This window comes from Pseudarthrobacter sp. lyk4-40-TYG-27, assembly GCF_030209295.1.
Classification (GTDB): Bacteria; Actinomycetota; Actinomycetes; order Actinomycetales; family Micrococcaceae; genus Arthrobacter.
In genome coordinates this window covers 85598-112033 of sequence record NZ_JARVSH010000012.1, presented here as the reverse complement: position 1 = coordinate 112033, position 26436 = coordinate 85598, and the positions used below count along the sequence as shown (strand labels likewise).

Sequence of the window (26436 nt, the reverse complement as noted above, 5' to 3'; positions counted from 1 at the left end):
TGAGCGTTCCCACAGTCGATGTGACAGCCTCGAATCCTCGTTTGACCCCGTTTGCGGATAGGCTATGGCTGCAAAAGACTTCAAATTTCTCGAGGAGTACGTGACGTGCGTTCCACTGCGATGAACCGGGCCCAGCGCGGCAAACTGGCACTGACGGCTGCTGCCCTTGGCGTCAGCCTGCTGACTGCGGGCTGCGGTTACATCACGCCCCAGCAGACCAGCCACCAGTACTCCGCCTCGGACGGCATCCGCGCAGACCTCGGCCCGCTGCAGCTGCGGAACATCCTCATCGTTTCCAGCGGCGAAGACGGACCCGGCCGCCTGATCGGCGCGGTCTACAACCCCTCTTCCAAGGACGTGAAGCTCACGGTCAACGGCGCCAAGGGCTCACAAACCGAAGTTCCGGTGAAGGCGAACTCGTACACGCTGCTGAACGAAAACACCGACCCTGCCATCCTGAGCACCACCGGCGGAAAGCCGGGTTCGCTGGTGGACGTCAAGATCAGCGAGAACGGCACAAACGTCACCAGCACGGTCAAGGTGCCGGTCCTGGATGCCACATTGAAGGAATACAAGGACTACCTGCCCACCGCGAGCCCGTCGGCTTCGCCGTCGTCGTCCGCCGGTGCCAGCGCAACGGCCACCGCCACGCCAAGCGCAACGGCAACCGCCACCAGCCGCTAGCGGGGAGCCCGCCAAGGCGGGCAGCCCGAGACGTACAGCAAGGGGAGGGCCGGTTGGCCCTCCCTTTGCTGTTGCACTCGCCTGGACAGCCTTGGCCGCCCGGGCCTAAGGTTCGAACTTGTAACCGAGGCCCCGCACGGTGACCAGGAACCGGGGTGCGGAGGGATCTGGCTCGATCTTGCCGCGGAGGCGTTTGACGTGGACGTCAAGGGTCTTGGTGTCGCCGACGTAGTCCGACCCCCAGACCCGGTCAATCAGCTGCCCCCGGGTGAGGACCCGGCCGGAGTTGCGCAGGAGCATCTCCAGGAGCTCAAACTCCTTCAATGGCAGCAGGACCTGCTCGCCGTCCACGCTCACGACGTGGCGTTCGATGTCCATCCGGACCGGGCCGGCCTGGACCGTTGAGGAAATCAGTTCCTCCGGCTCGCCCTGGCGCCGCAGGACCGCCCTGACCCGGGCCACCAGTTCGCGGGAGGAATAGGGCTTGGTGACGTAGTCGTCCGCGCCGAGCTCCAAGCCCACGACTTTGTCGATCTCCGAGTCCTTGGCCGTCAACATGATCACTGGAACGCTGGAACGCTGCCTGAGCTGGCGGCATACCTCGGTGCCGGACAGGCCGGGCAGCTGCAGGTCCAGCAGGACAAGGTCGGCGCCGTTGCGGTCGAATTCCGTGATCGCGTCGAGGCCGTTGTCCACCACCTCAACCTCGAATCCTTCCTTGCCCAGCAAATAGGACAAGGGATCGCTGAACGACTCCTCGTCCTCCACTATCAAAATCCTGCTCAAGCGCTAGCTCCTCGTTCTGTTGCGCCGGCGGCGCGGGGTACTTGGGTGGGTGCAGGCTGGCCGGCCGGCTGCCGCGCCGGCGACGGTGCCGGAGCGTCAGGGACCGGACGGTCGCTGTCCTGTCCTTCCATCTCGGGAAGCCGCAGCGTGAAGGTCGATCCTTGGCCCGGCTGGGACCAGAGCGTCACCTCGCCGCCATGGTTTGAGGCCACATGCTTGACGATGCTCAGGCCCAGGCCGGTGCCGCCGGTCTGGCGCGAACGGGCGGCATCGACGCGGTAAAAGCGTTCGAAGACGCGTTCCTGGTCCTCGGGCGTGAGCCCGTCCCCCTGGTCGGTCACGGAGATGGACACCAGGCCCTCCCTGGAACGTACGCCGATTCCCACCCTTGTGTTGGCCGGTGAATAGCGGATGGCGTTGTCGATGAGGTTGCGCAGCGCGGTGACCAAAAGGTCCTGGTCGCCGAAGACCTTGCCCTCAGTGCGGCCGCCCACCACGATGCTGATGTTCTTGCTCTCGGCGGGCAGCTGCGACCGGTCCACGGCCTCGGCGATGACCGCGTTGATGTCCACGGGGCCGCCTTGCTGCGTCACGCTGGCGCCCTGCAGCCGGGACAGCTCGATGATGTCCTGGACCAGTGCGGCGAGGCGGGCTGACTCCTTGTGCATCCGCTTGGCGAACCGGCGGACCGCTTCTTCGTCGTCCGCGGACGACTCGAGGGCCTCGGCCAGCAGGGAGATGGCGCCGACGGGCGTCTTCAGTTCATGCGAGACGTTGGCGACGAAGTCGTTGCGGATCTCTTCCGTGCGGGTGATCTCGGTCCGGTCATCGGCCAGGAGCAGGATGTATTCCTCACCCAGCATGGCTGCCCGGACCTGGACGATGATGGTCCCCTGCCCCAGCGGTCCGCGCGGGAGCTCCAGCTGCTTCTCCAGGATGACGCCATCGCGCCGCACACCCGCGGTCATGTCCAGGAGTTCTTTGTGGACCACGGTATGGCCGCGGACCAGGCCGTAGGCGTAGGCTGCCGGGCTGGCACGGACAACGCCGTCGACGTCGTCCAGGACCACGAAGGCACGTCCGACGACGGCCAGCACCTCCGCCGCCCCGTCCGGCAGCGCAGGTTCCCCGGCGTCGACCTCCAGCAGCTCGCGCTGCTTCTCGCTGACCCGGAACGCCAGCACGCCGAACGTGCCAAGCGCCAGGCCGACGAGGCCTGCAACCAGACCAATGAGCATAGGATCCACAGCTCCACTTTATGCTCTTGCCCGGAGGCCACCGGCGCTTCGAAGCCCTTACCGCGAACGGTTCAACTAACGTTCACCTCCATGGGCATAATCGTTTACCGGGCGATGCCAGAGTTAATGGTTAGAGCGCCCCATGGCGACACGATTCCTGCTGCCCTGGAGCGGCCGGCAGGAGTTCCAAGGAAAGGACGCCTACGTGCGTAAGGTTTTTCAGGAAGAGCTCACCCAGGTCGGTGACCAGCTGGTGGAGATCTCCCGGCTGGTCAGCGAAGCCATAGACAAGGCCACCACTTCATTCCAGGTCGCGGACGTGGACCTCGCCCAGGACGTCATCGCGGCGGATGCGCGCATCGACTTCCTGCAGAACAGCCTCGATGAGCGGGCCATCGACATCCTGGCTTTGCAGGGTCCCGTGGCGAGCGACCTGCGCATGATCGTGGGCTCGCTGCGGATGAGTGCCTCACTGGAGCGGATGGGCGACCTCGCGCGCCACATCGCCCAGCTGGCCCGCCTCCGGTACCCGTCCACGGTCATTCCGGAGTCCATGACCGGGACCTTCAACCGCATGGCCGAACTGGACCAGGAGATCGCCGACAAATTGACGGTGCTGCTGGAGAGCCGCGACCTCGAGGTGGCCAGGGACATCCTGAAGGCGAACACCGCCATCAATGACCTGCACCTGAGCGTCTTCAAGGCCATCGCCTCACCCGAGTGGACCGAGTCGCCGGCGACCACCGTGGACGTGGCCCTCGCCAGCCGCTACTTCGAGCGGTTCGCGGACCACGGCGTCTCCGTCGCCCAGAAAGTGACCTACCTGGTCACCGGCGCGTGGCAGCCCAACGCGACTGAACACAGCTAACCAGGCGGATAACGACGGCGGGCTGGTCACCCCAGGTGACCAGCCCGCCGTCGTCGTTTCACATTTGACGCAGCGCGTTCTTCGGCCGGAGTGCGTCTAAGGGAGGAACGACCGAGCACCCGGCGAAGAACCGCGAAGTCTTACTTCTTGCCCTGGTTGGCTACGGCCAGGATGGCCTGCTCAGCGGCCTCCGGGTCCAGGTAGGTTCCACCGGGCTTGACCGGCTTGAAGTCATCGTCGAGGTCGTACACCAGCGGAATGCCGGTGGGGATGTTCAGCCCGGCGATGGCCTCGTCACTGATGCCGTCCAGGTGCTTGACCAGCGCACGAAGCGAGTTGCCGTGGGCTGTGACCAGGACGGTCTTGCCTGCCTTGAGGTCTTCCTTGATGTCCGATTCCCAGTAGGGCAGCAGGCGTACCAGGACGTCCTTGAGGCACTCGGTGCGCGGGAGGGCGTCGCCGAGGCCGGCATAGCGGGGGTCGTGGGCCTGGGAGAACTCGGAGTCGTCATCCAGGGGCGGCGGCGGAGTGTCGTAGGACCGGCGCCATTCCATGAACTGCGCTTCACCGTATTCGGCCAGGGTCTGGGCCTTGTCCTTGCCCTGCAGCGCGCCGTAATGGCGTTCGTTCAGGCGCCAGTCACGCTTGACCGGGATCCAGCCGCGGTCGGCTTTGTCCAGCGCGATGTTGGCGGTGTTGATGGCCCGCTTCAGCAGGGAGGTGTACAGCACATCCGGGAGGATGTTGTTCTCCACCAGCAGCTCACCGCCCCGCGCTGCTTCCGCGCGGCCCTGGTCGTTCAGGTCAACGTCCACCCAGCCGGTGAACAGGTTCTTGGCGTTCCATTCGCTGTGGCCGTGGCGCAGCAGAATCAGCTTGTAAGTCATGATTTTCATCCTAGCCGAGCAGTGTTGCCGGCCGCCCAGCGTTACATGGCCGGGCAGGCTTTTGGACCCGCCTCCACCCCCGCGGGGATAGTGTTGGGGCCGTGGTTCAAAAGGCTGAACGGGTGAATACCCCACAACTTTCCGGCAGGACATCTGCCGGCCGGCAGGGCCGGCCGGTAGGCAACGTCACCCGGGGAACCACCAACCCCAACCGGATGCGGCGGGTGGACCGCTGGCTGACGGGACCGCAGGCGTGGCGGCTGCGGTCCGCGGCCGACCCCTTCGTGGTTGACCTGGGCTACGGCGCCACCCCGGCCACCGCCGTCGAACTCTTTGAGCGCCTTGCCACAGTGCGGGCGGACGTCCGCGTGTCCGGCATCGAAATCGAGCCCGGGCGCGTGCAGGCGGCGATCCCGCTCCAGCGTCCGGGACTGACCTTCCATGTGGGCGGCTTCGAGCTTCCCGTCCCCGGCCGTCCGGTCCTGGTCCGGGCCTTCAACGTGCTGCGCCAGTACGAGGAAGCGGATGTGCCGGGCATCTGGCGCCTGGTTCAGGACCGGTTGGCACCGGGCGGCCTGTTTATCGACGGCACGTGCGACGAAGTGGGGCGCCGGGTGACGTGGGTTGCGCTTGACCGTGAGCGGCCGCTGTCCTTGAGCATTTCGGTCCGCTTCGGCAGCTTCGACCTGCCCTCGGAGGTGGCCGAGCGCCTGCCGAAGGCCCTCATTCACCGCAATATTCCCGGTGAACGGGTCCACGACTTCCTGCTGGCGCTGGACCGGACCTGGCTGGAATGCGCCCCCCTTGCCTCGTTCGGGAACAGGCAGCGCTGGGTGGGCATGTGCCGGAGCCTGCGCGACGCCGGGTGGCCGGTCCAGGACGGCCCGGCCAGATGGCGGCTGGGCGAACTAACCGTGGGCTGGGACGCCGTGGAACCTGGCTACCAGGGGCCGTAGGGCCCCGTGTTGCGGCTGCCGCCGCGGCCGGCGTCCTTCACGGCGGGGCGGACATCGGCGAGGTAAACGGAGGCGGCCACGACCGCGGCGAGCCCAAACAGGCCAAGGGTGCTGACGATGCCGCCGCCGGCGCCGAACAGCGAAATCACGCCCACCAGTGTGGCGCCGCCGGTCAGCGCGAGCCAGAAGGCCTTGGTCCGCTTGCCAGTCGCCTCGAACGCGTTGGCGCGGTGCCGGGCACAGTCCACCAGCGCCCACAATTCCAGTCCCAGGGCCACCAGGCCAAGGATAAAGAACACTGCCTGTTCTACAGGCCGAATAATCAGTTCACCGTCCACGAACCCAGCCTAGCCGCCCAGCGTGTCCAGCGCCTGCTTCAGGTCCGCCCAGAGATCCTCCACGTTCTCGACCCCCACGCTGAGGCGAACCAGGTTGTCCGGCACGCTGGCAGGTTCTGCTGCGTGCCTGCGACGGCGTTCGATCAGGGACTCGACGCCGCCCAGTGACGTGGCAGGGAGCCATAATGCGAGGGCCTCCACCACCTTGTCCGCAGCGTCGGCACCGCCCAGGCCGGCGGCCGGCGCCACCTGCACGCAGATGATGGAGCCGAAGCCCTTCATCTGGGCCTGGGCCCGCTCATGGCCGGGGTCCGACGGGAGGCCCGGGAAGCGGACGGATTCAATGGCGGGGTGGGCCGCGAGGCGCTCCGCCAGCAGCATCGCGGAGCTTTGGGACCGCTCCACCCGCAGTGCAAGGGTCCGCAGTCCGCGCAGCGCCAGCCATGCTTCGAAAGGTCCGGCGATGGCGCCGTGGATGATGCGGTGGTGCAGCAAGGCGGACCGGATGTCCGGGTTGGATGTGACCAGCGCCCCAAGGACGACGTCGGAGTGCCCGGCGAGGTATTTGGTCACCGAGTGGAGCACGACGTCGGACCCGAGCCGGAGGGGCTGCTGCACCAAAGGGGTGGAAAAGGTGTTGTCCGTGACGACGATGGCTCCTGCGGCGTGGGCGGCCTCGGCGACAGCCGCCATGTCCGCGATCCCCAACATCGGGTTGGTGGGACTTTCCAGCCAGAGCATGGCCGCGGCCCGGGCCCCGGGACCGGTGGGCGCCAGGGCAGCTTTGACAGCATCGGTATCGGCGATGTCCACGGTGCGGAGCTCTATGAAGCCCTTCTGGGCAAGTTCGGAGGCCATGACCAGCGAGCCCGAATAGCTGTGGTCCGGCATCACCAGCACTCCCCCGGCCGGGATCAGGGACAACGCCGAGCTGACGGCCGCCAGCCCTGATGCGTACAGCAGGCCCGGCAGCGCGGAGCCTTCCAGCTGGCCCAGCGCCTCTTCGAAGGGATCCCACGTGGGGTTCGAATACCGGCCATAACCCCGGTCCCCGTCGCCCAGCGGACCGGTGCCGAAGTAGGTGGAGGACAAGGTGATGGGAGGGTTGACCGGCTGGTCCCTTTCCCGGGGCGGACGTCCGGCCGCGACCACGACGGTCTCGGGGGAAAGGGACGCGGCCTGGTGCTCGGAAAGACTCATGTTCAACAGCGTACTGTCCGGCCAGGATCCGCCTGAAAGGGGTGCCGCCGTATGGACGCCTTGCGTTCACCGGCCGTCCACACAGGGTGCGGCGGCAGGTCATGAAATGTCGGTCCGGCTCGGTAGGCTTGGGAGGTGAGCAAACAAATGGCGGGCGTGTTCATCGCATTCGAAGGTGGCGATGGCGCCGGCAAGTCGACGCAGGCGGCCCGGCTTGCGGCTGAACTGGAATCACGGGGGTACACCGTGCGCCGCACCCGTGAACCCGGCGGCACCCCCGTCGGCGAAAAGCTGCGTTCGCTGGTCCTGGACCATGGCAACGGCGAGATCGATGCCCATACCGAGGCCCTGATTTTCGCGGCGTCCCGGGCAGCCCACGCCGCCCAGGTCATCCGGCCGGCACTCGGCCGCGGCGAAATCGTGCTGACCGACCGCTACATAGACTCGTCAGTGGCCTACCAGGGGGCGGGCCGCGACCTCGGCCAGGACGCCGTCAAGTCCCTCAACGACTGGGCCACCTCGGGCCTGCAGCCCCACCTCACAGTCCTCCTGGACGTCGACCCGCGGCTTGGCCGCAGCCGCCGCACTGCCGGCCAGGCGGCCGAGGACCGATTGGAGTCCGAGGCAGATGACTTCCACACCAGGATTCGGAAGGCTTTCCTCGACCTCGCTGCCGCCCGCCCCGGAGCGTATCTGGTCCTGCCCGCAAAACTGCCGGTGGACGAACTCGCGGCGCAAATCCGGGACCGGGTCGACGCTCTGCTTGCCGGCCCGGCTCCTTCCAATGCGTTGCCCTCCCGGCACGGGACGGACGGTGGCGGCTCGTGACGGTGTGGGACGACCTCCAGGGCCAAGCCGCCGTCGTCGAACAGCTGCGCCAGGCGGCAAGCGGCGAAGGCCTGACGCACGCCTGGCTGTTTACCGGGCCGCCGGGCTCCGGGCGCTCCAACGCAGCCAAAGCTTTCGCAGCCGCGCTGAACTGCGACCAGGAGGACGTGGGCCTGCGGGGCTGCGGCCGGTGCCAAGCGTGCCGCACCATCCTCGGGGAAACCCACTCGGACGTGACCTTCGTCCGCACGGAGAAGGTCACCATCACCATTGATGAGGCCCGCGAACTGGTGGCAACGGCGGGGAACCGGCCGTCCGCGGGGCGTTGGCGGATCATCGTGGTGGAGGATGCCGACCGGATGGCTGAGCGGACCACCAACGTGCTGCTGAAGGCCATCGAGGAACCCACCCCGCGCACCGTGTGGATGCTCTGCGCACCGTCCCCGGCCGACGTCCTGGTGACCATTCGGTCCCGCTGCCGCAGTGTTGCCTTGCGGCTGCCGCCTGCCGCGGAAGTTGCAGCCCTGCTGGTCAGGCGGGACGGCGTTGATCCTGAGCTCGCCGAACGCGCGGCGCGGGCAGCGCAAAGCCACGTGGGGATCGCCCGCCGGCTGGCCCGGGACCCCGCCGCCCGGGAACGCCGCCTGGAGACGGTGCGGTTCCCGCTCGGGCTCCGTGGCGTCACAGCCGCGGTGATGATGGCGGACAAGCTGGTGAAGATCGCAACCGCAGAGGCCACCAGCTCCAACGAGGAGCGCGACGCCGCGGAAAAAGCAGCCCTCCTGGCAACACTTGGCGCGCCCGAGTCCGGCACGCTCCCCCCGGCGATGCGCAGCCAGGTGAAACAGCTTGAGGACGACCAGAAGCGGCGGGCCAAGCGCTCCATCACGGACTCCTTGGACCGGACCCTCACGGACCTCCTGTCCTTCTACCGGGACGTGTTGATCATCCAGCTGGGGAACGCCGTGGAGCTGGTCAACGTTGAGCTCAGGAGTGAGCTGGAGGAGTTCGCCGCCCGCAGTACTCCGGAAGGCACGCTTGCCCGGATGGATGCCATCAACAAAGCCCGCGAACGCATCACCACCACAAACGTCGCCCCGCTGCTGACCCTCGAGTCCATGGCGGCCAGCCTGATCCAGCCCTCCAAGGAGACCCGATGACTGCCCGCCCCCTGCCCGCACGCCACAGGTCCTTGCTGGCCGCCGTCCGCGCCGCGGGCGCCATGGCCCTGGTCATGGTCCTTGCCTCGTGCAGCCTCCTCAACGGCGGGGACAAGAACCCGCCGGAGGCGGCCACCGCCAAGGCCGACCCCTCGATCGTGGCGTCCGCGCCCGCCGGGCTGGAGAAGTTTTACTCGCAGGAAGTCGTCTGGCAGCCCTGCGAAGGCGAATTCCAGTGCGCCAAGGTGACCGTCCCGATGGACTACGCCAACCCGGCCGGCGACACCATCCAAATCGCGGCCCTGCGGGCCCCCAGCAGCGGCAAGAAAACGGGCAGCCTGCTGGTCAATCCGGGCGGCCCGGGCGCTTCCGGCTATGACTTCGTGAAGGACGCCGCTGCGACACACTTCTCGGCGGCCGTCCGCAATGCGTACGACCTCGTGGGCTTCGATCCCCGCGGCGTCAAGCGTTCCGCTCCCGTGACCTGCATGACCGACGCGGAGCGTGACGCGGCACGCGCCAAGACCTACGCCCTCGAAACCGACACCGGGCTGGCGGCGGCACTGGCGGACAACAAGGCAATCGCTGCCCAGTGCGCGGCGCAAACCGGCCCGGTCCTGGCGCATATCGACACCGTTAGCGCCGCCAAGGACCTGGACGTGCTGCGTGCGGTGGTCAATGACACCAAACTGAATTATCTCGGATACTCGTACGGGACCTTCTTGGGCTCCACCTACGCTTCATTGTTTCCGGACAACGTGGGCCGGATGGTCCTTGACGGCGCCCTCGACCCGTCCATCAGCAATGAGGACCTGACCAGCGGCCAGGCCCGCGCGTTCGAGAAGGCCATCCACACCTACGTCGCCAGCTGCCAGCGGCAGGGCAAGTGCCCGCTGACAGGCGACGTCGACTCCGGCGTGCAACAGATCCGGGACCTCATCGACGCCGTCCAACAGACACCCCGCACCGCCAAGGACGGCCGCCTGGTCAATGCGACGACGTTCGTCAGCGGCCTGATCACCCCTCTCTACAACGACCAGAGCTGGCCTGCCCTCACCCAGGCGCTGGAGGCCGCCATGAACGGGGATGTGAGCCTGGTGCTGCGCCTCGCCGACATCAGCGCCGACCGTGCGACCGACGGCTCGTACACCTCCAATTCCACGTTCGCGTTCAACGCGATCAACTGCCTTGACTACCCCATGGTTTCGGACACCGCCGGCATGCGGGCGGAGGAGAAGCGCCTGGAACAGGACTCCCCCACCTTTGGCTACTTCTTCGCCTACGGCGGGACCAGCTGCGCTGACTGGCCGTACAAGAACGTCCGGACGCCGCAGGCGGTCGAATACCCGGGGAACTCCCCGATCGTGGTCATCGGAACCACGGGCGACCCCGCCACCCCGGTTGATTGGGCTGCCTCCCTGCGCAAACAGCTGGGGAACGCCTCGCTGCTGACTTGGAAGGGCGAGGGGCACACAGCCTACGGCCGGGCCAACAGTTGCCTCGAAGATTCGGTGGACAATTACCTGGTCGGGGGCAAAGTTCCGGCCGACAACACCGTGTGCTGAACGCCTCAGCGGCCTGCACCTGTCCCATTTTGACCGCGGCGCAGAGACTCTATTACAGTTGACTCTTGCATGAAGGGCCCGGTTCAGTCCGGGATTTTGTGCGGTGCTTCCTTAGCTCAGTCGGTAGAGCGTTTCACTCGTAATGAAAAGGTCATCAGTTCGATTCTGATAGGAAGCTCGGGATAAACCCCTAGGACTCAAGGGTTCTAGGGGTTTTTCGCTGGTTAAGCCGAGAGATCTTCTCGATGGCAGGGCACACTTAGACGCTCCCTTGAATGAACCTGTAACAGTGGGGTGATTCTAATCCCGGCCGCAAAGTGTCCTGTCCGGGATCGCCTCAACCTCTCGTCCGTGGGACGAATTGCGCCGAGGGAAACGAGCGCTAAAGGACCCGCTAAAATCCGAGCATGTCCTTGACCCAGATCCTCGAGGACATGCGCGGCGCTTACTGCTTCCGGACGGCTTGCGGCGCGAGGTCACCGAGCACATTCTTCAACAATTCCCGGCGCCGGATTGGGGCTGGCGACCACCAAGTCCATCGTCGAAAACCACCGCGGCCACATCACCCTCTCTAGCAGCCCGGGCAGCGGCACCAGGGCGGCGCTGAGCCTGCCAGCCGCTGACGCCAAACCCCCAGCGCTGGCGATCGTCTAGCGCCTCATCACCTGAGCGGCCTGGAGCCGCTCGGCGCTTTCGTCCGTTCCGACGGGTTCAGTCATGGAAAATGGGCTTGCCCAATTGATCCTAAGCATGCTTCCTCTGGATGCAGTCGATCGCAAACGGCTGGGAACGGGGAGTTCGAAAAGGGTGCGCTCAGCGAACGGGGCGCACCTTTTCCTATGCCCGCCACGAGGCTCATCGGCTGCCGGGTACGCACATAAGTTCTCCATGCTGCGCGGGGGTTACGGCATCTGGACGGAACATCCGGACACAGTTCCCCGAACGGTTGATGAACACTCATCGAAGGCATGAATAACCGCGGTGTGTGGGAGGGCTCTATGACTTCCTGGCGCTCTAGTGTCGATAACCATGATCAGCCCCAATCATCGTCACCGCCGTGCGGTTATCACCGCCCTGGCCGTGTCCCTCCCTTTCGCCTTCCTCACCCCGGCAGGCGCCTCCACCGCGGCGCCAACAGCACCGGCACCTGACCAGCAGGCTGCCGCACCGGCACAGGCCTCACACCTGGACCTCGGCGCGCAGGACCTGCCTGAGACGCGGAACGTGACCACGCTGGCTCCGGGCCTGACCCGGACCACGATCACGCGCGGCGCCCCTAACCAGGAGTTCTTCTGGACTGCCGAAGTCGCGGTCCCGTCGACCTCTCTCGACCCCGACGCCCCGGCTTCCGCGCTGTCCACCCAGGCGCAGGCGCAGAAGGTTGCCGACAAGCTCAACGCCGCTGGTGTCACTGCCCGCATCGAGCACGTCCAGTCACCCCAGCTGGCCGACGCCGGCGGCGACCTCGGCTACCGGGTCCGTGCGGGCCAGTTCAGCTCGAAGGCCGACGGTGCTGCCACCGTGGACCAGATCAAAGCCGCGGGCTACAAGGCCTCGGTGATCTACACCGGCTGGGACGGTGACGCCGGCTCCAGCGAGGACGACCGCGGACCGTGGAATCTCCAGGTGCTCACGATTGATCCGAAGGAATTCCACGGCGACCTCACCTCCTCCTTCGGCCCCAACCTCGAAAACCGCGAAACGACCAGCCAGCTCTCAGCCGCCGGCGCCCTGGCAGCCGTGAACGGCGGGTTCTTCACCATGGACCCCGCGGCGGGTGCCCCCGGTGACCCCGCCGGAGCCGCAGTCCACGACGGCAAGGTCCTCAGCGAACCCGTCGGCGACCGGCCCTCCCTCGTCCTGGATAAGAACGGCACCTCCATCCAGCGGCTGCACTGGCACGGCACTGTCACCGCGCCGGGCGCGGCGGAACTCCCACTGGACGGCATCGACCGGGTCCCCGGGCTGATCCGCAACTGCGGCGGCACCGACGACACCCCGACGAACCTGCCCCTGCACGACTTCACCTGCACGGACCCGGACGAGATCGTCTCCTTCACTCCCGAGTTCGGCCCCACCACCCCGGCCGGCCCCGGACTCGAAGTCGTCCTTGACGCGCAAGGCACCGTCACCGCCGTCAACCACGCGCGAGGCACCGCGGTGCCCGCCGGCGGCCAGACAGTGCAGGCCATCGGCGCCGACGTCGACAAGCTCGCCGCCCTGGCCGTGCCGGGCAAGAAGCTGAAGGTCGACACGGACCTGCTCGATGAAAGCGGAAAGACCCTGACGACCACCCCGACGACGGACGTCGTCAACGGCGGCCCGACCCTGGTCCAGAACGGCCAGCTGGACGTCACGGCCAAGCGCGACGGCATGGTCCGGACCAACGACAGCAACAGCTTCTTCTACGGCTGGGTCCACAAGCGCAACCCCCGCACCTTCGCCGGAGTGGACGCGCAGGGCCGCACCATCCTGGTCACCGCCGACGGCCGCCAAACCACCTCCCTGGGCCTGAGCCTGAACGAAGAAGCCCACGTGGCGAAATCGCTCGGCATGATCAACGCCATCAACCTCGACGGCGGCGGATCCACCACCATGGTCCAGGGCGACCAGGTCATGAACTCCCCCTCCGACGCCACCGGCGAACGCCCAGTCGGGGACGCCCTCCTCGTCTTGCCCGGCCGCAAGCCGTAACCCGGCCCACGCCCTTCACCTTCCACCCCGCCACAACCCCAACCCCGGAGAACCCATGAAGTGCACCAAGCTGCTGACCGCGGCCGCCATCACTGCCGGCCTTGCCCTGGGAACATCCCTCCCGGCCCACGCCGCCGACACCAACCCCAACGGCATCGAAAACCACTTTGACCTGCAGGCCCACCGCGGCGGCATCGGCCTGACCGTCGAATCGACACTCGCTTCCTTCGCCAAGGGCATCGAGACCGGCGTGTCCACCTTGGAGATGGACCTGCAGATCACCAAGGACGGCCGCGAAGTCATCACCCACGACCGGAAGATTGATGGCCGGAAGTGCAAGGACACCGCGCCTGTCACCCCGGGAGACCCGTCCTTCCCCTATGTGGGCAAGTACATCAAGGACCTCACCTTCGACCAGGTCCGCAGCCTGGACTGCGGCTCCCAGACGCTGCCCCAGTTCCCCGGCCAGCAGGCCTCCCCCGGAGCCAGGATGCCGACCCTGGCAGAGGTCTTCGACCTCGCCAACCGTTACCGGGCCAGCCAGGTCAAGTTCAACATCGAAACCAAGGTCGAGGCCGGCGCCCCGGAACAGACCGCCCCGCGCGAACAGTTCGTCGACGTCGCGCTGCGCGAAATCAACAAGGCCCACATGGCAGAGCGCGTCTCCATCGAAAGCTTCGACTGGGGCTCCCTGCGCATGGTGAAAGAGCGCCAGCCCGGCATCCGCACCGTCGCCCTGACCAACAAGGACTTCCTGCAGGCCGGCCAGCCGGGCAAGTCGCCATGGCTCGGCGGCATTGACGCCGATGACTTCGGCGGGGACCTGGTGGACGCCGCGGCTTCCCTTGGCTTTGACGCCATCTCCCCCGTCCATGGCACGCCCCAGAACGGCACCGTCACCGACCCAGGCTACGTCCCCTACGTGAACGCGGACATGGTGACCCGCGCCCACGCCAAGGGCATGCAGGTTATCCCCTGGACCGTCGATGACAAGCCGACCATGCGCAAGCTCATGGACGACGGCGTCGACGGCGTCATCACCGACTACCCCAACATGCTGCGTGACGTAATGGCCGAACGGTCCCTGAAGCTGCCCAAGCAGTACACCCTGGAGCCGGGCATGTCGGCAGCCAAGTAACCTGGCTGCCTGCGATCCAAAGCCCGAGGCTCCTGCTCGGCAGACTTGCCAACATAATCCTAAGCATGCTTACTATGGATGCAGCCGAATGCGAACGGCTGCCAACCAGAGGAGGAAACACCATGGGACTGGGCGACAAGATTGACAACGCTGCCGAGAAGGAAGGCGGCAAGGCCAAAGAGACGGCCGGCACCGCAACAGGCGATGAGAGCCTCCGGACCGAAGGCCAGGCAGACCAGGCCAAGGGTGATCTGAAGCAGGCCGGAGAAAAGGTCAAGGACGCCTTCAAGGACTGACAGTTTTATACGGGAAGGGCGCGCTCAGCGAACGGGGCGCGCCTTTTTTGTGTCCTCATGGTGTGGGCGTCTGTTTCTGGAAGGTGTTCTGATTCCAGCTCGTGGGGCGCGGTCAGGTATTCTTCGATCGATCCCCACTCCCGTCCGCTACAGCCGGTCGAGGGAGCCCTGTCGAATGCCGATCTCGCTGTGGGAGTCCGGGTCCGCTGCCGTGCGTCGTACGCTCACAGCCGCGCCAGCAGCGTCCTCGGATAGGGTTGGCCGGACAGGTGAGCGGCCCTCCAATCCGGAGTCCTGCGCCTCCGGGAGGTCTGCCGGGCGTGATCAGGAACTGACCAGCCCAATGCAGGGACGCAATCATGAACCGGACCAAAACGCCGGGCAGGCTGAGCGTGTGAGGGTCGTTGACGGGCCCGCCGTGGCGAGGCTTCCAGGCCGCTGCATTGACCACAGTCGTGCGGAAGAGCACAATCGCTGAATCAAGGCAAGCCAATCACTCGTTGTCCGGCCTGCAGGAGCTTCCTTGAAGATACAGGAGCCACAATTACTAGCCCGAAAACCGCAAAGTGGTAATGAAAGTGGCGACACCGGAATATGACGAGATGGTTCTGAAGGGGCGCCTTTCTGGCCTGGACAGGAGAGCCAAGACGGCGTTCGCCGCAGCATGCGCAGAGAGCCTCGTCGCGCTTCACGAGAGATATTGGACCACAACTGGGGACAGCGGAAAGGCGGCGCGGGCACGGGAGATCCTCGACTCCGCCTGGGACGTTGCGTTCGCCGGCAATTCCGACGTCAGTTCGCTTGAATCGGAAGCCGTGTCGCTGGGCCCTACGGATGACGAGGAATGGTCGTTCGACAAGGGATATGCACAAAATGCCGCTGCGGCACTGGCCTACGCAGTCCGGACATGGCTGTCCGGTGACGCGCAGGAAGCGGCATGGGCTGCCCGGCAGGTGTACGAGGCGGCTGAGTACTCGGGCAGCCAGCCCGATGTGCAACCCGGTGAGCTGCTTGTCCGCAAGGTCAGCGATGTTGCTGTCCAGATCGCCGTCACCGATACTTCATCAGGCGTTCAGTCGGCCCTGGACTTCCTTGATCAAGCTCTCAGGATCTGCGAGGACATCCCCTTGCCCCGGGACCAACTACAGGTACTGGCCCAGTCTTCGGGCCAAACATGGGCCGCCGCATTCAGCTAGAGACTGAAGATCCGGGTCAACGTCGGAATGCGCTGCGAGATGGACGGACGGAACGATCGACGGCATGTTCTTCCAGGTCGCAAGTCAGACCGCAGTGGGCGATATGAAGACTGAACACCAACCGTTCGCTTCTTGGGTGGCTGTCAGTACCAGGGAAGCATTCCAACGTCGGAACGAGGCACCATGGTCTGTAAGTCTTTACCCGGTTGCTCAGTGAGCGGCTGGCAGGCTGGTGCTGTGGCCGGGCTGGGGTGTGACTCACCCATGGGTTTGCCTCCGAGCTCAGTATTTCGGAGTGCGCTTTCTTGGATATGTCCGCCCTGGCCGGGCCCAGCATCGGTTGTGTCTACAGCGCTGGCCTGATTAGAAGCATGCCCACCCGTGCACCGGGTGTGGCCCATTACAGACCTGCCACGCCGTAACCCACCGACGCGTTTCCATTCTCGGAACTCAGGAGGAAAAGATGATTGTGGCAGAGCACTTCGGTTTCGTCGTCGGCATTGATACCCACGCCAAAACGCATACATTCGCCATCATCGAAACCGGCAGCGGTGGAGAAGTCGCGAACGAAACATTCCCGGCCACCGCAGCCGCAGGCAGTCGCGCACTGTCCTGGGTCCTGCGCCGCACCGAAGCTTCTCCTGGACAGGTTCTACTCTCTATGGAGGGAACGGGTTCGTACGGTGCCAAACTCCGGCAGCAGGCCACAGACGCCGGATTTCAAGTCACCGAAGCGCCCGTCCCGAACCAACGGCTCGGCAGATATCAGGGAAAATCCGATTCCATCGACGCAGCGCGGGCAGCACGAGGGACGCTGAGCATACCTATGGACCGCCTCCGAGAACCCCGGTCCGGGCAGAACCACATGGCACTACGGATCCTCTCCAACGCACGCCGCACCATGGCACGAGAACGCACCGCAGCCATCAACGCACTCACGGCTCTCCTACGCGTCGTAGACCTCGGCATGGACGCCCGGAAACCATTGACCGTCACCCAGACCCGTACCATCGCAGGATGGCGGGAAAGAGACGAAGAATTCGGAGTCCAAACCTGCCGCCGCGAAGCAATACGCCTCGCAAAGCAGATCCTCACACTGCAGGAGCAAATGACCAGGAATCACGCAGAACTTGAGATCCTTGTGAAGCAAGTCCACCCGTGTCTCCTCGATGTCTACGGCGTTGGTCCGGTCCTGGCCGCAATCATCCTCACAGCCTGGTCACACACCGGAAGAGTGCGCTCCGAAGCCGCATTCGCAGCTCTTGCCGGCACCTGCCCGGTCCCGGCCTCATCAGGCGGCACCACACGATTCCGACTAAACCGCAGCGGCGACCGCCAACTCAACAAAGCGATCTACACTATCGCCCTCATCAGAATGAACCGGGACCCTGCCACCAGAGGTTACGTGACGAAGCGAACAAGCCAAGGCAGAACTAAGAAGGAAATCATCCGAAGCCTCAAGCGCTACATAACGCGGCAAATCTATCGAACCCTAAATGCCGCACAGGAATCCTTACCTCCAGCGGGATGCCCGCGGCAGGGAGCCTCCTAGATCTGCTAAAGGTCTAAAAGAAAAGGGGTCCTCGCCGCTTTCCTGAGTTGTTTCCGTCTCGACTTGAAGCCGGCTTAGCCTTCGAAGCGACCGCAGCTGCAAGCCCAACGAAAGCGGCGATCAGCAGTAGATTAAAAAGTAATTCAGTAACCTCCGAACCGCGACCAAGCGCCACCAATGTGACTATAATAAAGATGACGCCACATGCAAGGCAGGAAAGACATAGAATCTTCGCCCAAACAGGCAAAACGTTAATTCGACTTAGCATTTCTCCCCCTATTTAGTAAATAGAGCTTAGCCCCCAATGGACGAGAAATCTAGGTTTACCTGGGACTGTGCGCGGGTTTGTCGCACATCGGACTGGCCCAAGTTCTCCACTCCCCTAGCCGCGGAAAGGGCTGACAGAAGCCAAGTTGGGAGCCACGCGGCAGGCGGCCCCCAACCATGGATCCTCCTCGGGCTACGTCATCCGGAACTGCAGGTAATACTCTCCAAAGGCACCACCTACGTGGGTACAGGGCGTGACGATCACCGCGTAATTGTTGAGCAACTGCTGGTACCGATCCTGACAATTGCGCTCGGCCCTGAATCTTTCGGTTTGGAGAACCCCTACCACATCAGGGGAAGGCGAAGCGGCGCTGGCGACTGCCATACCGGAGAACGCGGACCCTCCTATAATCGTGACTATGGCAGCGGCGCGCGTGATTGCATTTCTCATGATTCCCCCCAGGGTTGTTCACCGATATGGCAATGAGTTTTTGTCCTTAAGACTTCTCCGTCAAAAAATGAGACCTATATCGGAGCCCTTTGAAGGGTTTGTCCTGCGAAGTGATAAAAGTTTATCGGTAGAACACCTAAAGTCAAGAGGGATTTCGTCTCTTTTCTTGGCATTTCGGGATTGTTATTGAGCAAGAACTTCGCCTCGTGGTCGGCCTGCCCTCGCCGTGTTCGATCTGAATACTTTGGAATGCGAGCCTGGTTTCCCCCGCGCAGGGCTGCTTGATCACCTGCCGATATCTAGAGGCCAGGCCCCACTAACCTTGTCCTCGTTGCCACCGCCAAGCGTGCCAGAACATGAGTGCGATAACGGTAGTGACGCCGATGAAGACACTTTGCGGTGCGAAGGTGAAGAGGATGTCGGCCATGCTGACCCGCTGGGTCATGCTCACCTCCAAAGAGCCATTCAGAAGTGCCAACAATCCGCCCAGGATCAATACTCCTGACAACGCCCACAGGATGATGATGAAAGGATTTTTTGTCCGGGGCGAAGGCCCGATCTCTTCGGCCGTTGCCGCGGTCATGGTCTCCGGTACCGTACCGTCCCCATTGCTCACCTCACGGAAACCAATGCCTTCATGCTGCCCGCTTCCCAAGCCCCGTCCCCCTATTGTTTGGCCGCAGTTCCTTTGACTGCTCGAAGCCCAAGCCTAGCTCCACAGGATGCGCGGGGTGCTGGGGGCACGTTCCGGTCCTTCCCCTGTGCGTTGGGCGTCCTCGGATGGAATCCAGCCGCTGCTTGACGAATATAGAAGCATCCAAGTGGTTCAGGGCTACTTCCGTAGCGCTGTCCGCTTCCCGAAAAGGTCCACGGAACTCCTTCGTGGAATGAAAGCCGGCAGCCATGTGATCGGTGTTTGTTGGCTGGCTTTGTCCCTCCTTTGGGATGGCGCGTGGCAAACGATCCTGTGGGCCGTGGTCGGCCTGGCTGGACTTGTCCAGTCCGCTTTGGTGGAGAAAGAAATCCTTCGCAGGACGAATGGCGCCGGCAAGGGAGGATGCCCCATGGACGCCGACTACAACGTAATGGCTGACTTCCACCAATTCACGGTCTCCGACCCGACAGCCGATTTCGGGGACCTCTGGGCGAAATGGACGGACGAGACGATCGACGCCATGTTCGTCCAGGGCGACCGCTACATCGCAATTGGCACCATGCGCAATATGTACGCACCGGTCCTCATCCGGCTCGACTCGGAGCGTTCCTTTACCGGCAGGGTCGACAAGGTCGCGACGGGGGTCCTGGAAGTTCCCAGCGGCGTAGTGGAAGTCTCGGAGTCCACGGACAACGGCATGAGTGGCGGGAAGGTGAAGGTGCCTCCCGGCACGTACCGCGTCGAGGTGCAGTACTTCAATCTGGATTCGATCTCTGACGATGGCCTTGAGGGCGATGACCGCTACATGATCACACTTTTCAGGGCCGGCAGGTAGGCAGGGCGTCAGGGGCCGTAATCGTCCTAGACACCGGCGTTGGGGTTCCAACAGAAGACCGGCAGCAGTGCCAAGCCGACAACTCCTAATAATGGCAACCTAGTTATCGATGGCTTTCCGGTCCATGGACTTGAGCGCCGCGAGCCGTGCCTCCACTTCGGTCTGCTCTCCAAGGTCCTCAAGAGAGGCGAACTGTGCATCCAGGGATGAGGCAGCGATTTCCTGCTGGCCGCGGACCGTCGCTTCCTGCCGGCGGATCCTCTCCTCGTAGCGTCCGATCGCCGTAGTTGGGTCCCCCGTGTCCAAGGCTTTGAGGGCGTCGTGGACCTGCGACTGCGCGGCGGCCACCCTTGCCCGGTTGACGAGCTGGTTGCGCTTGGCGGTCAGCTCACCGAGCTTGCCGCGCATCTGGTCCAGCCCTTGTTTGAGCTTGTTGACGACCTCGTTTTGCGCTGCCAGGGCAGGAGCCTGCGCCTTGGCTGTCGCTTCGGCGGACATCTGCCGCTGCAGGGCGAGCTTGGCGAGGGCGTCGAACTTGTCAGCGTCCACGCTGTTTCCCGCGGCCCGGAATTCGTCCGCCTTGCGGGACGCGGCAACCGCCTTGCGGCCCCACGTGCCGGCGTCCTCGACGGCGCGGGCGTAATCGTCCTCGGCCATCCGGAGATTGCCGATGGTCTGGGCAACAGCCGCCTCGGCCTCACGGATGTTCTCCGAGTAGTCCCGAACCATCTGGTCCAGCATCTTTTTCGGGTCCTCGGCGGAGTCCAGGAGGGCATTCAGGTTGGCCTTCGCGAGCTGCGCGACGCGGGCGAAAATACTCTGCTTCACAGTGCCTTTCTATCGGTACTGGTCGCCGGATTCAATGTGGACGGCACCAGCGAACGCAGAAGCTCCCTGCACGCCACCATGATTCGCCGGCAAGGACGGGCCCGGAGGTCGTGGTCCTCCCCGGGCTTTGCCGGTTACCGGCCACATTGGCGCGCAGGCGCACCGCCGCAGTTCCGTTTTCACGGAATGCCAAGGCTGGCGCGGTATCATCCCGTCATGACCCCCTTCGTTCCGGCTGCAGTTCCGTGCGCCGTCGCACAACCGGCGCTGCCTTGCCCCGCCACGTCCAGCGCTCCCCGGTTCAGGGTCACCGGGGATCAGTCATGGGACGGCTTGAAGTCCCTGCGGGGTAACTGACCGTGGAACCACAAGGCGCACGCCACATGAGCCAGGACGGCAAAGGTCCCGGCCGCAGGACCGTACTGCTGGCCGCGGTGCTCACGCTGTCAGCTGCCGTACCGGATCTCCAGCCCGACCGGCGGCGGGCGGCTGACGCTGCAGAAACGGTCACGGAACCGTCAAGCGTTCCCTCACACGCGCCCGCCCGGATTGTCGACGTAAACCCGGACGATTCCTCGCCCCTCCCCGCCTCAATGCCGTCCGTGCCGTCCCGGGCCGACATTGTCGCCGCGTACGGAAAGCACCAGGCCCACTACTGGGGACTGGAAGCGCCCGGCGTCCTGACAAGGCTGCCACCGGCTTCACAGGGCATCTCGCTGACCTTTGACTTTTGCGGCGGACCCGGCGGCAGCGGCTATGACCCGGCGCTGCTGGACACCCTCCGCCAGAGGCACATCCCTGCCACGCTCTTCCTGAACTCGCGGTGGATCACCGCCAACCCCTCAACAGCACGGCAATTGGCAGCGGACCCGCTGTTCGAACTGGCCAACCACGGAACATCGCACAAGCCGCTGTCCACCACTGGAAACAACGCCTACGGGATCCCCGGGACAAAGAACGCCGGAGAAGTCTATGACGAGGTCATGCCCAACGACCTGTCGCTGGCCGGGATCACCGGCGCCCGTCCCCGCTACTTCCGCCCCGGCACCGCCTACATGGACGACGTCGCCGCAGACATCCTCCATGCCCTGGGTGTCAGGCCTGCAGGCTTCAGCATCAACGGCGACGGCGGCGCCACCTACCCTGCCGCCGTCGTCGCCAAGGAAATCGGCAAGGCCAGGCCGGGGGACGTGGTGATCTGCCACGGCAACCACCCGAACGGCGGAACGGCTGAGGGCGTGGCCCACGCCATCGACAAACTGCTGGCGGCAGGCATGTCCTTCACCCACCTGCCCTGACCACCGCTGCTTCGGACGCTGGCGGCCCCACCGCTGATCCGTTACGTTGGCAGGGACTCCCGCATCCAACGGTCCGGGAGGGCCGCGCGGGCAACAGTTGCACGCTGACGTTAGGAACCCTCGAATGCTGGAACAGAAGGAAGCCCCAACACTCCGCTGGGTCCCGGCCTGGGCCGACCTGCAGGGCCGGTCCGCCGAGCCGGCCGGCGCCGGCTTCATCCTGGACGCTGCCCACGGTACCCCGGACGAACCGGCGGAGTACGTGGCAGGCTGGCCCGGCCCGGACTGGGAAGAGCTTGCCGGCACGGCGGCGGCCAGGCCCAGGGCACGGCTGACCCTGATCGTCGCCGCAGCCGCAGCGCAGGCGCCCGCCCCGCCTGGATTCGCCCCCGCCGCCGAGCGGATTCTGCTGCACGCCCCGACAGCCCAGCTGGACACCGGCGTCGACCTGCCCGAGAATTCCCAGGTGGCCCTGGCACCCATGGACAGCTACGACGCCGTCGAAATCACTGTCTTTGACCACCCGGTGGCCAGGGGCCGCGTCCAGGTGCGGGACGAAGCTGCCGCCGTCACCATCCTCGAAGTCCCGGAGGGCCCGGACAAAGAAGTCTTCACGCGGGCCCTGTTCGCGGCCATGGCTGAAGAAGCGTTCCTGCATGGCGCCGCGCACCTGCACATGGTGGTTGAACCGGATGCAGCCGCCGGCTTCCAGGAGTCCGGCTGGACCACCGCAGGCCGCGTCCTGGGTTACGCCACGGCATAACGACGGCGGCGAGCGCCTAGTCCGGCCGTCCCACCACCACCTGCGCCGGGCTGTGCGTGAGGTAACCATTCGCCCACGAGAACAGGGCCCGGATTTTCTGCTGGAATCCGGGCAGCAGGGCAAGGTGCACCGCGAGCCAGGACACGAACGCCAGCGGCCCCTGCAGTTGCAGGCGCCGCCGCCCCAGCTCCGCCACCGCGGCGCCCCGGCCCACCATGGCCATGTATCCCTTATCCCAGTAGCGGAACGGCTCCCGCGTGCCGCCGGTCAGGTCGGCATGGATGTTGCGCGCAGCCCATTTGCCCGATTGCTGGGCCACCGAGCCGAGCTGCGGAAGTTTATTGCCGGCGGCATCGGTGATGTTGGCGGAGTCGCCCAGCACGTAGACGCCTTCGAAGCCGGAAACCGTCAGGTCCGGTTGGACATCCACGCGCCCGCCCCGGCCCTGCGGCAGCCCGGACTCCGCGATGATCCGGCCCGCCTGGAGTCCACCGGCCCACACCACGATCCTGGCAGGAATAACCGTCCCGTCCTTGAGTGTCACACCGTCAGGCCTCACCTCGCCCACGGCCTGGCCCATGTGCAACTGGACGCCGAGCTTGGTCAGTCGGTCCCGCGCGTAAGCCTGGGATTTCTCCGAGAAGGCAGCCAGGACGTTGGGAACCATATCCACCAAATGCACATGGCAGCGTGCGGCCAGCCCAGGAGAAAAATACTTTGGCACCACGTATTTGACGTTCTCGGCCAGTGCCCCCGCGGTCTCCACACCCGTGGGGCCGCCGCCCACCACGATCACGTCGGCCCCGACGGCCGGCTCCCGGTCGGCCTCGTCCAGCACTGCCGTGATGGCCACGCTGAGGCGGGTGGCGTCTGCCACCGAGTACAGCGGGTAGGCGTGTTCGTCAGCGCCCGGCGTGTTGAAGTAATTAGGCACCGCGCCGGTGGCGATCACCAGTGCACGGGCCCGGTAGCTGGATCCATCACGGGTTGTCACCGCGCGGTTGGCAGCATCGATGGCTGTCACCTCCGCAGTCAGGACCCGCACGCTGTTGATGCGCCGGAATTCGGAGCGGAGTGGCCGGGTGACCGCTGAGACGCCGATCTGGGACGCGGCGACCTGGTAGAGCAGCGGCTGGAACTGCTGGTAGTTGTTCGTATCCAGCAGCAGCACCCGGATACCCTTGCGGCCCAACTCCTCGGCTGCCGACTTTCCGGCGAAACCGCCGCCAACCACAATCGCCTGGTATGAATCGTCCATTCGAGCAACATACCCCTCCCCGCGCACGAGTAACAGGGACGCCGGCATGGGCGGTCCGGATGGACGCGGCCGGCCGACCAGCCAGGGAGCGCCCAGGACCTTCAGGAGCCGGCACCTAAGATGGCGGCATGGAAGACGAAGCCCTGGCGGACATTGCGGACAGGCTCTACGCCGGGGACCTCGACGGTTTCATTGCGGCCCGGGCTGCCGCGGCCAAGGAGGCGGCGGGGCAGGACAAGGAGCTGGCGGCGGCGGTCCGGGCGCTGGCAAAACCGTCCGTGGCCGCGTGGGCGGTTAATATGCTGGCCCGGCAACGGCCTAACGTCCTGGCTGACCTGGCCGCCCTGGGGGAAAGGATGCGCTCAGCGCAGGAATCGCTGGATGCCGCTGCCCTCCGTGCGCTGGCACGCGAGCGCCGCACCCTGCTGGCTGCCGCCGTCGACACCGCACGGACCGTCGCTGCGGAGCAGGGGCGCCCCATCAGCAGCCCCATGGCCGCGGACGTGGAGGAGACCCTGCGGGCACTGACCGCAGACGAAGGAGCAGCCGCGGCCGTTGCGAGCGGCCGCCTGCTGAAGGTCCTGACCGCCGATGGCGTCAACCAGGTGGACCTGGCCGGAGCGGTGGCGCTACCCGGAACACTCCTCGCAGTGCCGTCTTCCCCCAGGCCATCACCGTCCCCGGCTGCACCGGACACAACGGCAGCAAAGACGCGGACGACGCCGCAACGCACCTCCCAGCCCAAGCCCGCCAAACCCCGCCTTGAGGCCGTGCGCCAAACTCCCCGGCCGGCGTCGCCCCCGGCGCTGGAACGGGCCAAGGCTGCCCATGCCCAGGCCAGGGCCGCCGAGGAAGAAGCCGCCCGGCGTTCGGCGGACCTGCAGGCGGAGGCCGAGGAGGCACGAACCGAGATCGCGGAACTGCGGCAGGAGACGGCCCTGCTCCGGGAGAGGCTGAAGGCCGCCGAGGAACGGCTGGAGATGGTCCGCAGGAAACTGTCCGGCATGGACGCCGAAGCCAAGCAGGCGGCCCGAGCCGCCGACAAGGCGCGCCGTGCCGCCATGCTGGCGCATGAACGCGTGCTGCGCCTGGGCAGCAACTGACCAGGAGGCACCCAGAGCAGTTGCCGGTCATCAAGGGTTGATCACGGCCCCGCCTGCGGAATGGTCTGGTTCGCACCGCTTGGGCGACATGCGCCCGCGGGGACAGCCGCGGCGGGCGTTCCTTTGTAACGTGGACACCAGCCGCACAGCCCGGCGTTCACGAGCTCGAAGGAACCCTGCAATGACAAGGTCACACCGGACACCGAAGCATGAGCCCGAAACAAGCGTTGAGCTGAACCCATTGTTCAGCCGGGCGGGTGAATCCACCCTCTTCCCCCGTTTCACGATGCCCGAGGGCGAAGCCCTGCCCTCCACCGCCTACCAGGTGGTCCACGACGAGGCGATGCTGGACGGCAACTCGCGGCTGAACCTGGCAACGTTCGTGGGGACGTGGATGGAACGCGAGGCCTCACAGCTCTACGCGGAAACCTTCGACAAGAACATGATCGACAAGGACGAGTACCCGCAGACGGCGCTCATCGAGACCCGGTGCTGGCGGATGCTTGCGGACCTGTGGAACGCGCCGGATCCGGCGAAGACCGTTGGTACCTCCACCATCGGTTCCTCCGAGGCGTGCATGCTCGGCGGCCTGGCCCTGAAGCGCCGGTGGCAGCATCGTCGGCGCGCAGCCGGACAGCCGACGGACAAACCCAACATCGTGCTCAGTTCAGCCGTCCAGGTGTGCTGGGAAAAGTTCTGCAACTACTGGGAAGTGGAAGCGCGCTTCGTTCCCGTGTCAGCGGAACACCCCAAGCTGGACGGCCATGACCTGGAGCGGTACGTGGACGAGAACACCATTGGGGTGGTGGCCATCATGGGCGTCACGTACACCGGGGCCTACGAGTCCGTGGCGGGAATCTCCGCGGCCCTGGACGTCATCCAGGCAAACCGCGGCCTGGACATCCCCATCCATGTCGACGGTGCATCCGGGGCCATGATCGCGCCCTTCCTGCAGCCGGAGCTTGACTGGGATTTCCGGCTCCCCCGCGTAGCCTCCATCAACACCTCCGGCCACAAATACGGGCTGGTGTATCCGGGCCTCGGCTGGATCGTGTGGCGGGACGAGGAAGCGCTGCCCGAGGACCTCATCTTCCATGTCAGCTACTTGGGCGGGGACATGCCCACCTTCGCCTTGAACTTTTCCCGGCCCGGCGCCCAGGTGCTTCTGCAGTACTACCTGTTCCTTCGGCTTGGCTTCGCCGGCTACAAGTCCGTTCAGGCGACCTCCCGCGACGTCGCGCTCTACCTCTCCCGGGAGATCGGCGCCATGGAAGCTTTCACCCTGTGGAGTGACGGCTCCGACATCCCGGTCTTCGCCTGGCAACTCGCCGAAGGCCACACCAAGAACTGGAACCTCCACCACCTGTCCGAGCGGCTCAGGATGAACGGGTGGCTTGTCCCGGCCTACCCGCTGCCCGAGGGACTCAGCGACACCACCGTGCAACGGATCGTGGTCCGCAACGGCTTCACCCGCGACCTCGCCGCCAGCTTCCTGGACGACCTCAAGAAAGAAGTCGCCTACCTGGACGCACTGACTTCGCCCATGCCCTCGGAGGGGCAGACGCCCGCCTTCCACCACTAGCAACCGGGAG

At 65.4% G+C, this 26436-nt stretch carries 24 protein-coding genes, 1 tRNA gene and 1 pseudogene; 18 read left to right on the top strand and 8 right to left on the bottom strand.

Going from position 1 to position 26436, the window contains the following annotated elements; genetic code table 11:
* Positions 1–120: 120 nt before the first annotated feature.
* The gene (locus tag QRM96_RS19070; RefSeq protein WP_285320596.1) at positions 121–684 is read left to right on the top strand and encodes a hypothetical protein; all 564 of its coding nucleotides are present in this window, start codon (positions 121–123) and stop codon (positions 682–684) included.
* A 105-nt stretch (positions 685–789) separates the two neighbouring features.
* On the opposite strand, the gene QRM96_RS19065 is transcribed toward QRM96_RS19070, so the two are convergent.
* Together QRM96_RS19065 and QRM96_RS19060 are read right to left on the bottom strand one after the other, a co-directional pair.
* Entirely contained in the window at positions 790–1470 is a 681-nt protein-coding gene (locus QRM96_RS19065) for a response regulator (protein ID WP_026264738.1), read from the bottom strand.
* On the bottom strand, positions 1467–2708 hold the full coding sequence (locus QRM96_RS19060; RefSeq protein ID WP_109044717.1) for a sensor histidine kinase: 1242 nt from the start codon (positions 2706–2708) through the stop codon (positions 1467–1469). The genes QRM96_RS19065 and QRM96_RS19060 overlap by 4 nt, the downstream gene beginning before the upstream one ends.
* A gap of 205 nt (positions 2709–2913) precedes the next feature.
* Here QRM96_RS19060 and phoU point away from each other — a divergent pair, with 205 nt between their 5' ends.
* Positions 2914–3576: a phosphate signaling complex protein PhoU gene (gene phoU / locus QRM96_RS19055; protein WP_026264739.1), complete on the top strand. Its 663-nt coding sequence runs from the start codon at positions 2914–2916 to the stop codon at positions 3574–3576.
* A gap of 140 nt (positions 3577–3716) precedes the next feature.
* Here the strand turns inward: phoU and QRM96_RS19050 are convergent, their stop codons facing one another.
* On the bottom strand, positions 3717–4463 hold the full coding sequence (locus tag QRM96_RS19050; protein WP_018762316.1) for a phosphoglyceromutase: 747 nt from the start codon (positions 4461–4463) through the stop codon (positions 3717–3719).
* A 101-nt stretch (positions 4464–4564) separates the two neighbouring features.
* On the opposite strand from QRM96_RS19050, the gene QRM96_RS19045 reads away from it, so the two are divergent.
* Entirely contained in the window at positions 4565–5419 is an 855-nt protein-coding gene (locus QRM96_RS19045) for a class I SAM-dependent methyltransferase (protein ID WP_109044718.1), read from the top strand.
* On the opposite strand, the gene QRM96_RS19040 is transcribed toward QRM96_RS19045, so the two are convergent.
* Both QRM96_RS19040 and QRM96_RS19035 read right to left on the bottom strand, forming a co-directional pair.
* A complete protein-coding gene (locus QRM96_RS19040; protein ID WP_018762318.1) occupies positions 5404–5757 on the bottom strand; it encodes a DUF2516 family protein in 354 nt (117 codons plus the stop codon). The two genes, QRM96_RS19045 and QRM96_RS19040, sit on opposite strands and share 16 nt — an antisense overlap.
* A gap of 9 nt (positions 5758–5766) precedes the next feature.
* Positions 5767–6957, bottom strand: a complete 1191-nt coding sequence (locus tag QRM96_RS19035) for a trans-sulfuration enzyme family protein (protein WP_018762319.1) — start codon at positions 6955–6957, stop codon at positions 5767–5769.
* Between the two features lie 135 nt (positions 6958–7092).
* On the opposite strand from QRM96_RS19035, the gene tmk reads away from it, so the two are divergent.
* The 10 genes and pseudogenes from tmk (at position 7093) to QRM96_RS18985 (ending at position 17386) form a co-directional block, all read left to right on the top strand.
* Positions 7093–7785, top strand: coding sequence for a dTMP kinase (tmk, locus tag QRM96_RS19030; protein ID WP_109044719.1), 693 nt, complete (start codon positions 7093–7095; stop codon positions 7783–7785).
* A complete protein-coding gene (locus QRM96_RS19025; protein WP_109044720.1) occupies positions 7782–8945 on the top strand; it encodes a DNA polymerase III subunit delta' in 1164 nt (387 codons plus the stop codon). The genes tmk and QRM96_RS19025 overlap by 4 nt, the downstream gene beginning before the upstream one ends.
* Positions 8942–10510: an alpha/beta hydrolase gene (locus QRM96_RS19020; protein WP_285320586.1), complete on the top strand. Its 1569-nt coding sequence runs from the start codon at positions 8942–8944 to the stop codon at positions 10508–10510. The genes QRM96_RS19025 and QRM96_RS19020 overlap by 4 nt, the downstream gene beginning before the upstream one ends.
* A 105-nt stretch (positions 10511–10615) precedes the next feature.
* Positions 10616–10688 (top strand) — tRNA-Thr (locus QRM96_RS19015).
* A 317-nt stretch (positions 10689–11005) separates the two neighbouring features.
* Positions 11006–11164, top strand: a pseudogene (locus QRM96_RS19010) (ATP-binding protein); the annotation flags it as partial.
* A gap of 375 nt (positions 11165–11539) precedes the next feature.
* The gene (locus QRM96_RS19005) at positions 11540–13204 is read left to right on the top strand and encodes a phosphodiester glycosidase family protein (protein WP_285320585.1); all 1665 of its coding nucleotides are present in this window, start codon (positions 11540–11542) and stop codon (positions 13202–13204) included.
* A 55-nt stretch (positions 13205–13259) separates the two neighbouring features.
* Positions 13260–14342 (top strand): glycerophosphodiester phosphodiesterase, encoded by a 1083-nt coding sequence (locus QRM96_RS19000; RefSeq protein WP_285320584.1) that lies wholly within the window; start codon positions 13260–13262, stop codon positions 14340–14342.
* A 122-nt stretch (positions 14343–14464) separates the two neighbouring features.
* A complete protein-coding gene (locus QRM96_RS18995) occupies positions 14465–14638 on the top strand; it encodes a CsbD family protein (protein WP_285320594.1) in 174 nt (57 codons plus the stop codon).
* Between the two features lie 572 nt (positions 14639–15210).
* A complete protein-coding gene (locus tag QRM96_RS18990; protein ID WP_109044724.1) occupies positions 15211–15834 on the top strand; it encodes a DUF416 family protein in 624 nt (207 codons plus the stop codon).
* Between the two features lie 463 nt (positions 15835–16297).
* Complete coding sequence (locus tag QRM96_RS18985) at positions 16298–17386, top strand: IS110 family RNA-guided transposase (protein WP_285320583.1); 1089 nt, start codon at positions 16298–16300, stop codon at positions 17384–17386.
* A gap of 1034 nt (positions 17387–18420) precedes the next feature.
* Here the strand turns inward: QRM96_RS18985 and QRM96_RS18980 are convergent.
* On the bottom strand, positions 18421–18687 hold the full coding sequence (locus tag QRM96_RS18980; protein ID WP_285320582.1) for a hypothetical protein: 267 nt from the start codon (positions 18685–18687) through the stop codon (positions 18421–18423).
* Between the two features lie 391 nt (positions 18688–19078).
* On the opposite strand from QRM96_RS18980, the gene comJ reads away from it, so the two are divergent.
* Entirely contained in the window at positions 19079–19594 is a 516-nt protein-coding gene (gene comJ / locus QRM96_RS18975; protein ID WP_285320581.1) for a competence protein ComJ, read from the top strand.
* Positions 19595–19693: 99 nt separating this feature from the next.
* Here the strand turns inward: comJ and QRM96_RS18970 are convergent, their stop codons facing one another.
* On the bottom strand, positions 19694–20422 hold the full coding sequence (locus QRM96_RS18970; RefSeq protein ID WP_285320580.1) for a PspA/IM30 family protein: 729 nt from the start codon (positions 20420–20422) through the stop codon (positions 19694–19696).
* 383 nt (positions 20423–20805) lie between these two features.
* Between QRM96_RS18970 and QRM96_RS18965 the strand changes: the two genes are divergently transcribed.
* Entirely contained in the window at positions 20806–21720 is a 915-nt protein-coding gene (locus tag QRM96_RS18965; protein ID WP_285320579.1) for a polysaccharide deacetylase family protein, read from the top strand.
* 124 nt (positions 21721–21844) lie between these two features.
* Entirely contained in the window at positions 21845–22483 is a 639-nt protein-coding gene (locus tag QRM96_RS18960; protein WP_285320578.1) for a hypothetical protein, read from the top strand.
* Between the two features lie 16 nt (positions 22484–22499).
* Here the strand turns inward: QRM96_RS18960 and QRM96_RS18955 are convergent, their stop codons facing one another.
* On the bottom strand, positions 22500–23741 hold the full coding sequence (locus QRM96_RS18955; RefSeq protein ID WP_285320577.1) for an NAD(P)/FAD-dependent oxidoreductase: 1242 nt from the start codon (positions 23739–23741) through the stop codon (positions 22500–22502).
* Between the two features lie 128 nt (positions 23742–23869).
* Here QRM96_RS18955 and QRM96_RS18950 point away from each other — a divergent pair, with 128 nt between their 5' ends.
* A complete protein-coding gene (locus QRM96_RS18950) occupies positions 23870–24844 on the top strand; it encodes a hypothetical protein (RefSeq protein ID WP_285320576.1) in 975 nt (324 codons plus the stop codon).
* Positions 24845–25025: 181 nt separating this feature from the next.
* Positions 25026–26426 (top strand): glutamate decarboxylase, encoded by a 1401-nt coding sequence (gad, locus tag QRM96_RS18945; RefSeq protein ID WP_285320575.1) that lies wholly within the window; start codon positions 25026–25028, stop codon positions 26424–26426.
* Positions 26427–26436 lie beyond the last annotated feature (10 nt).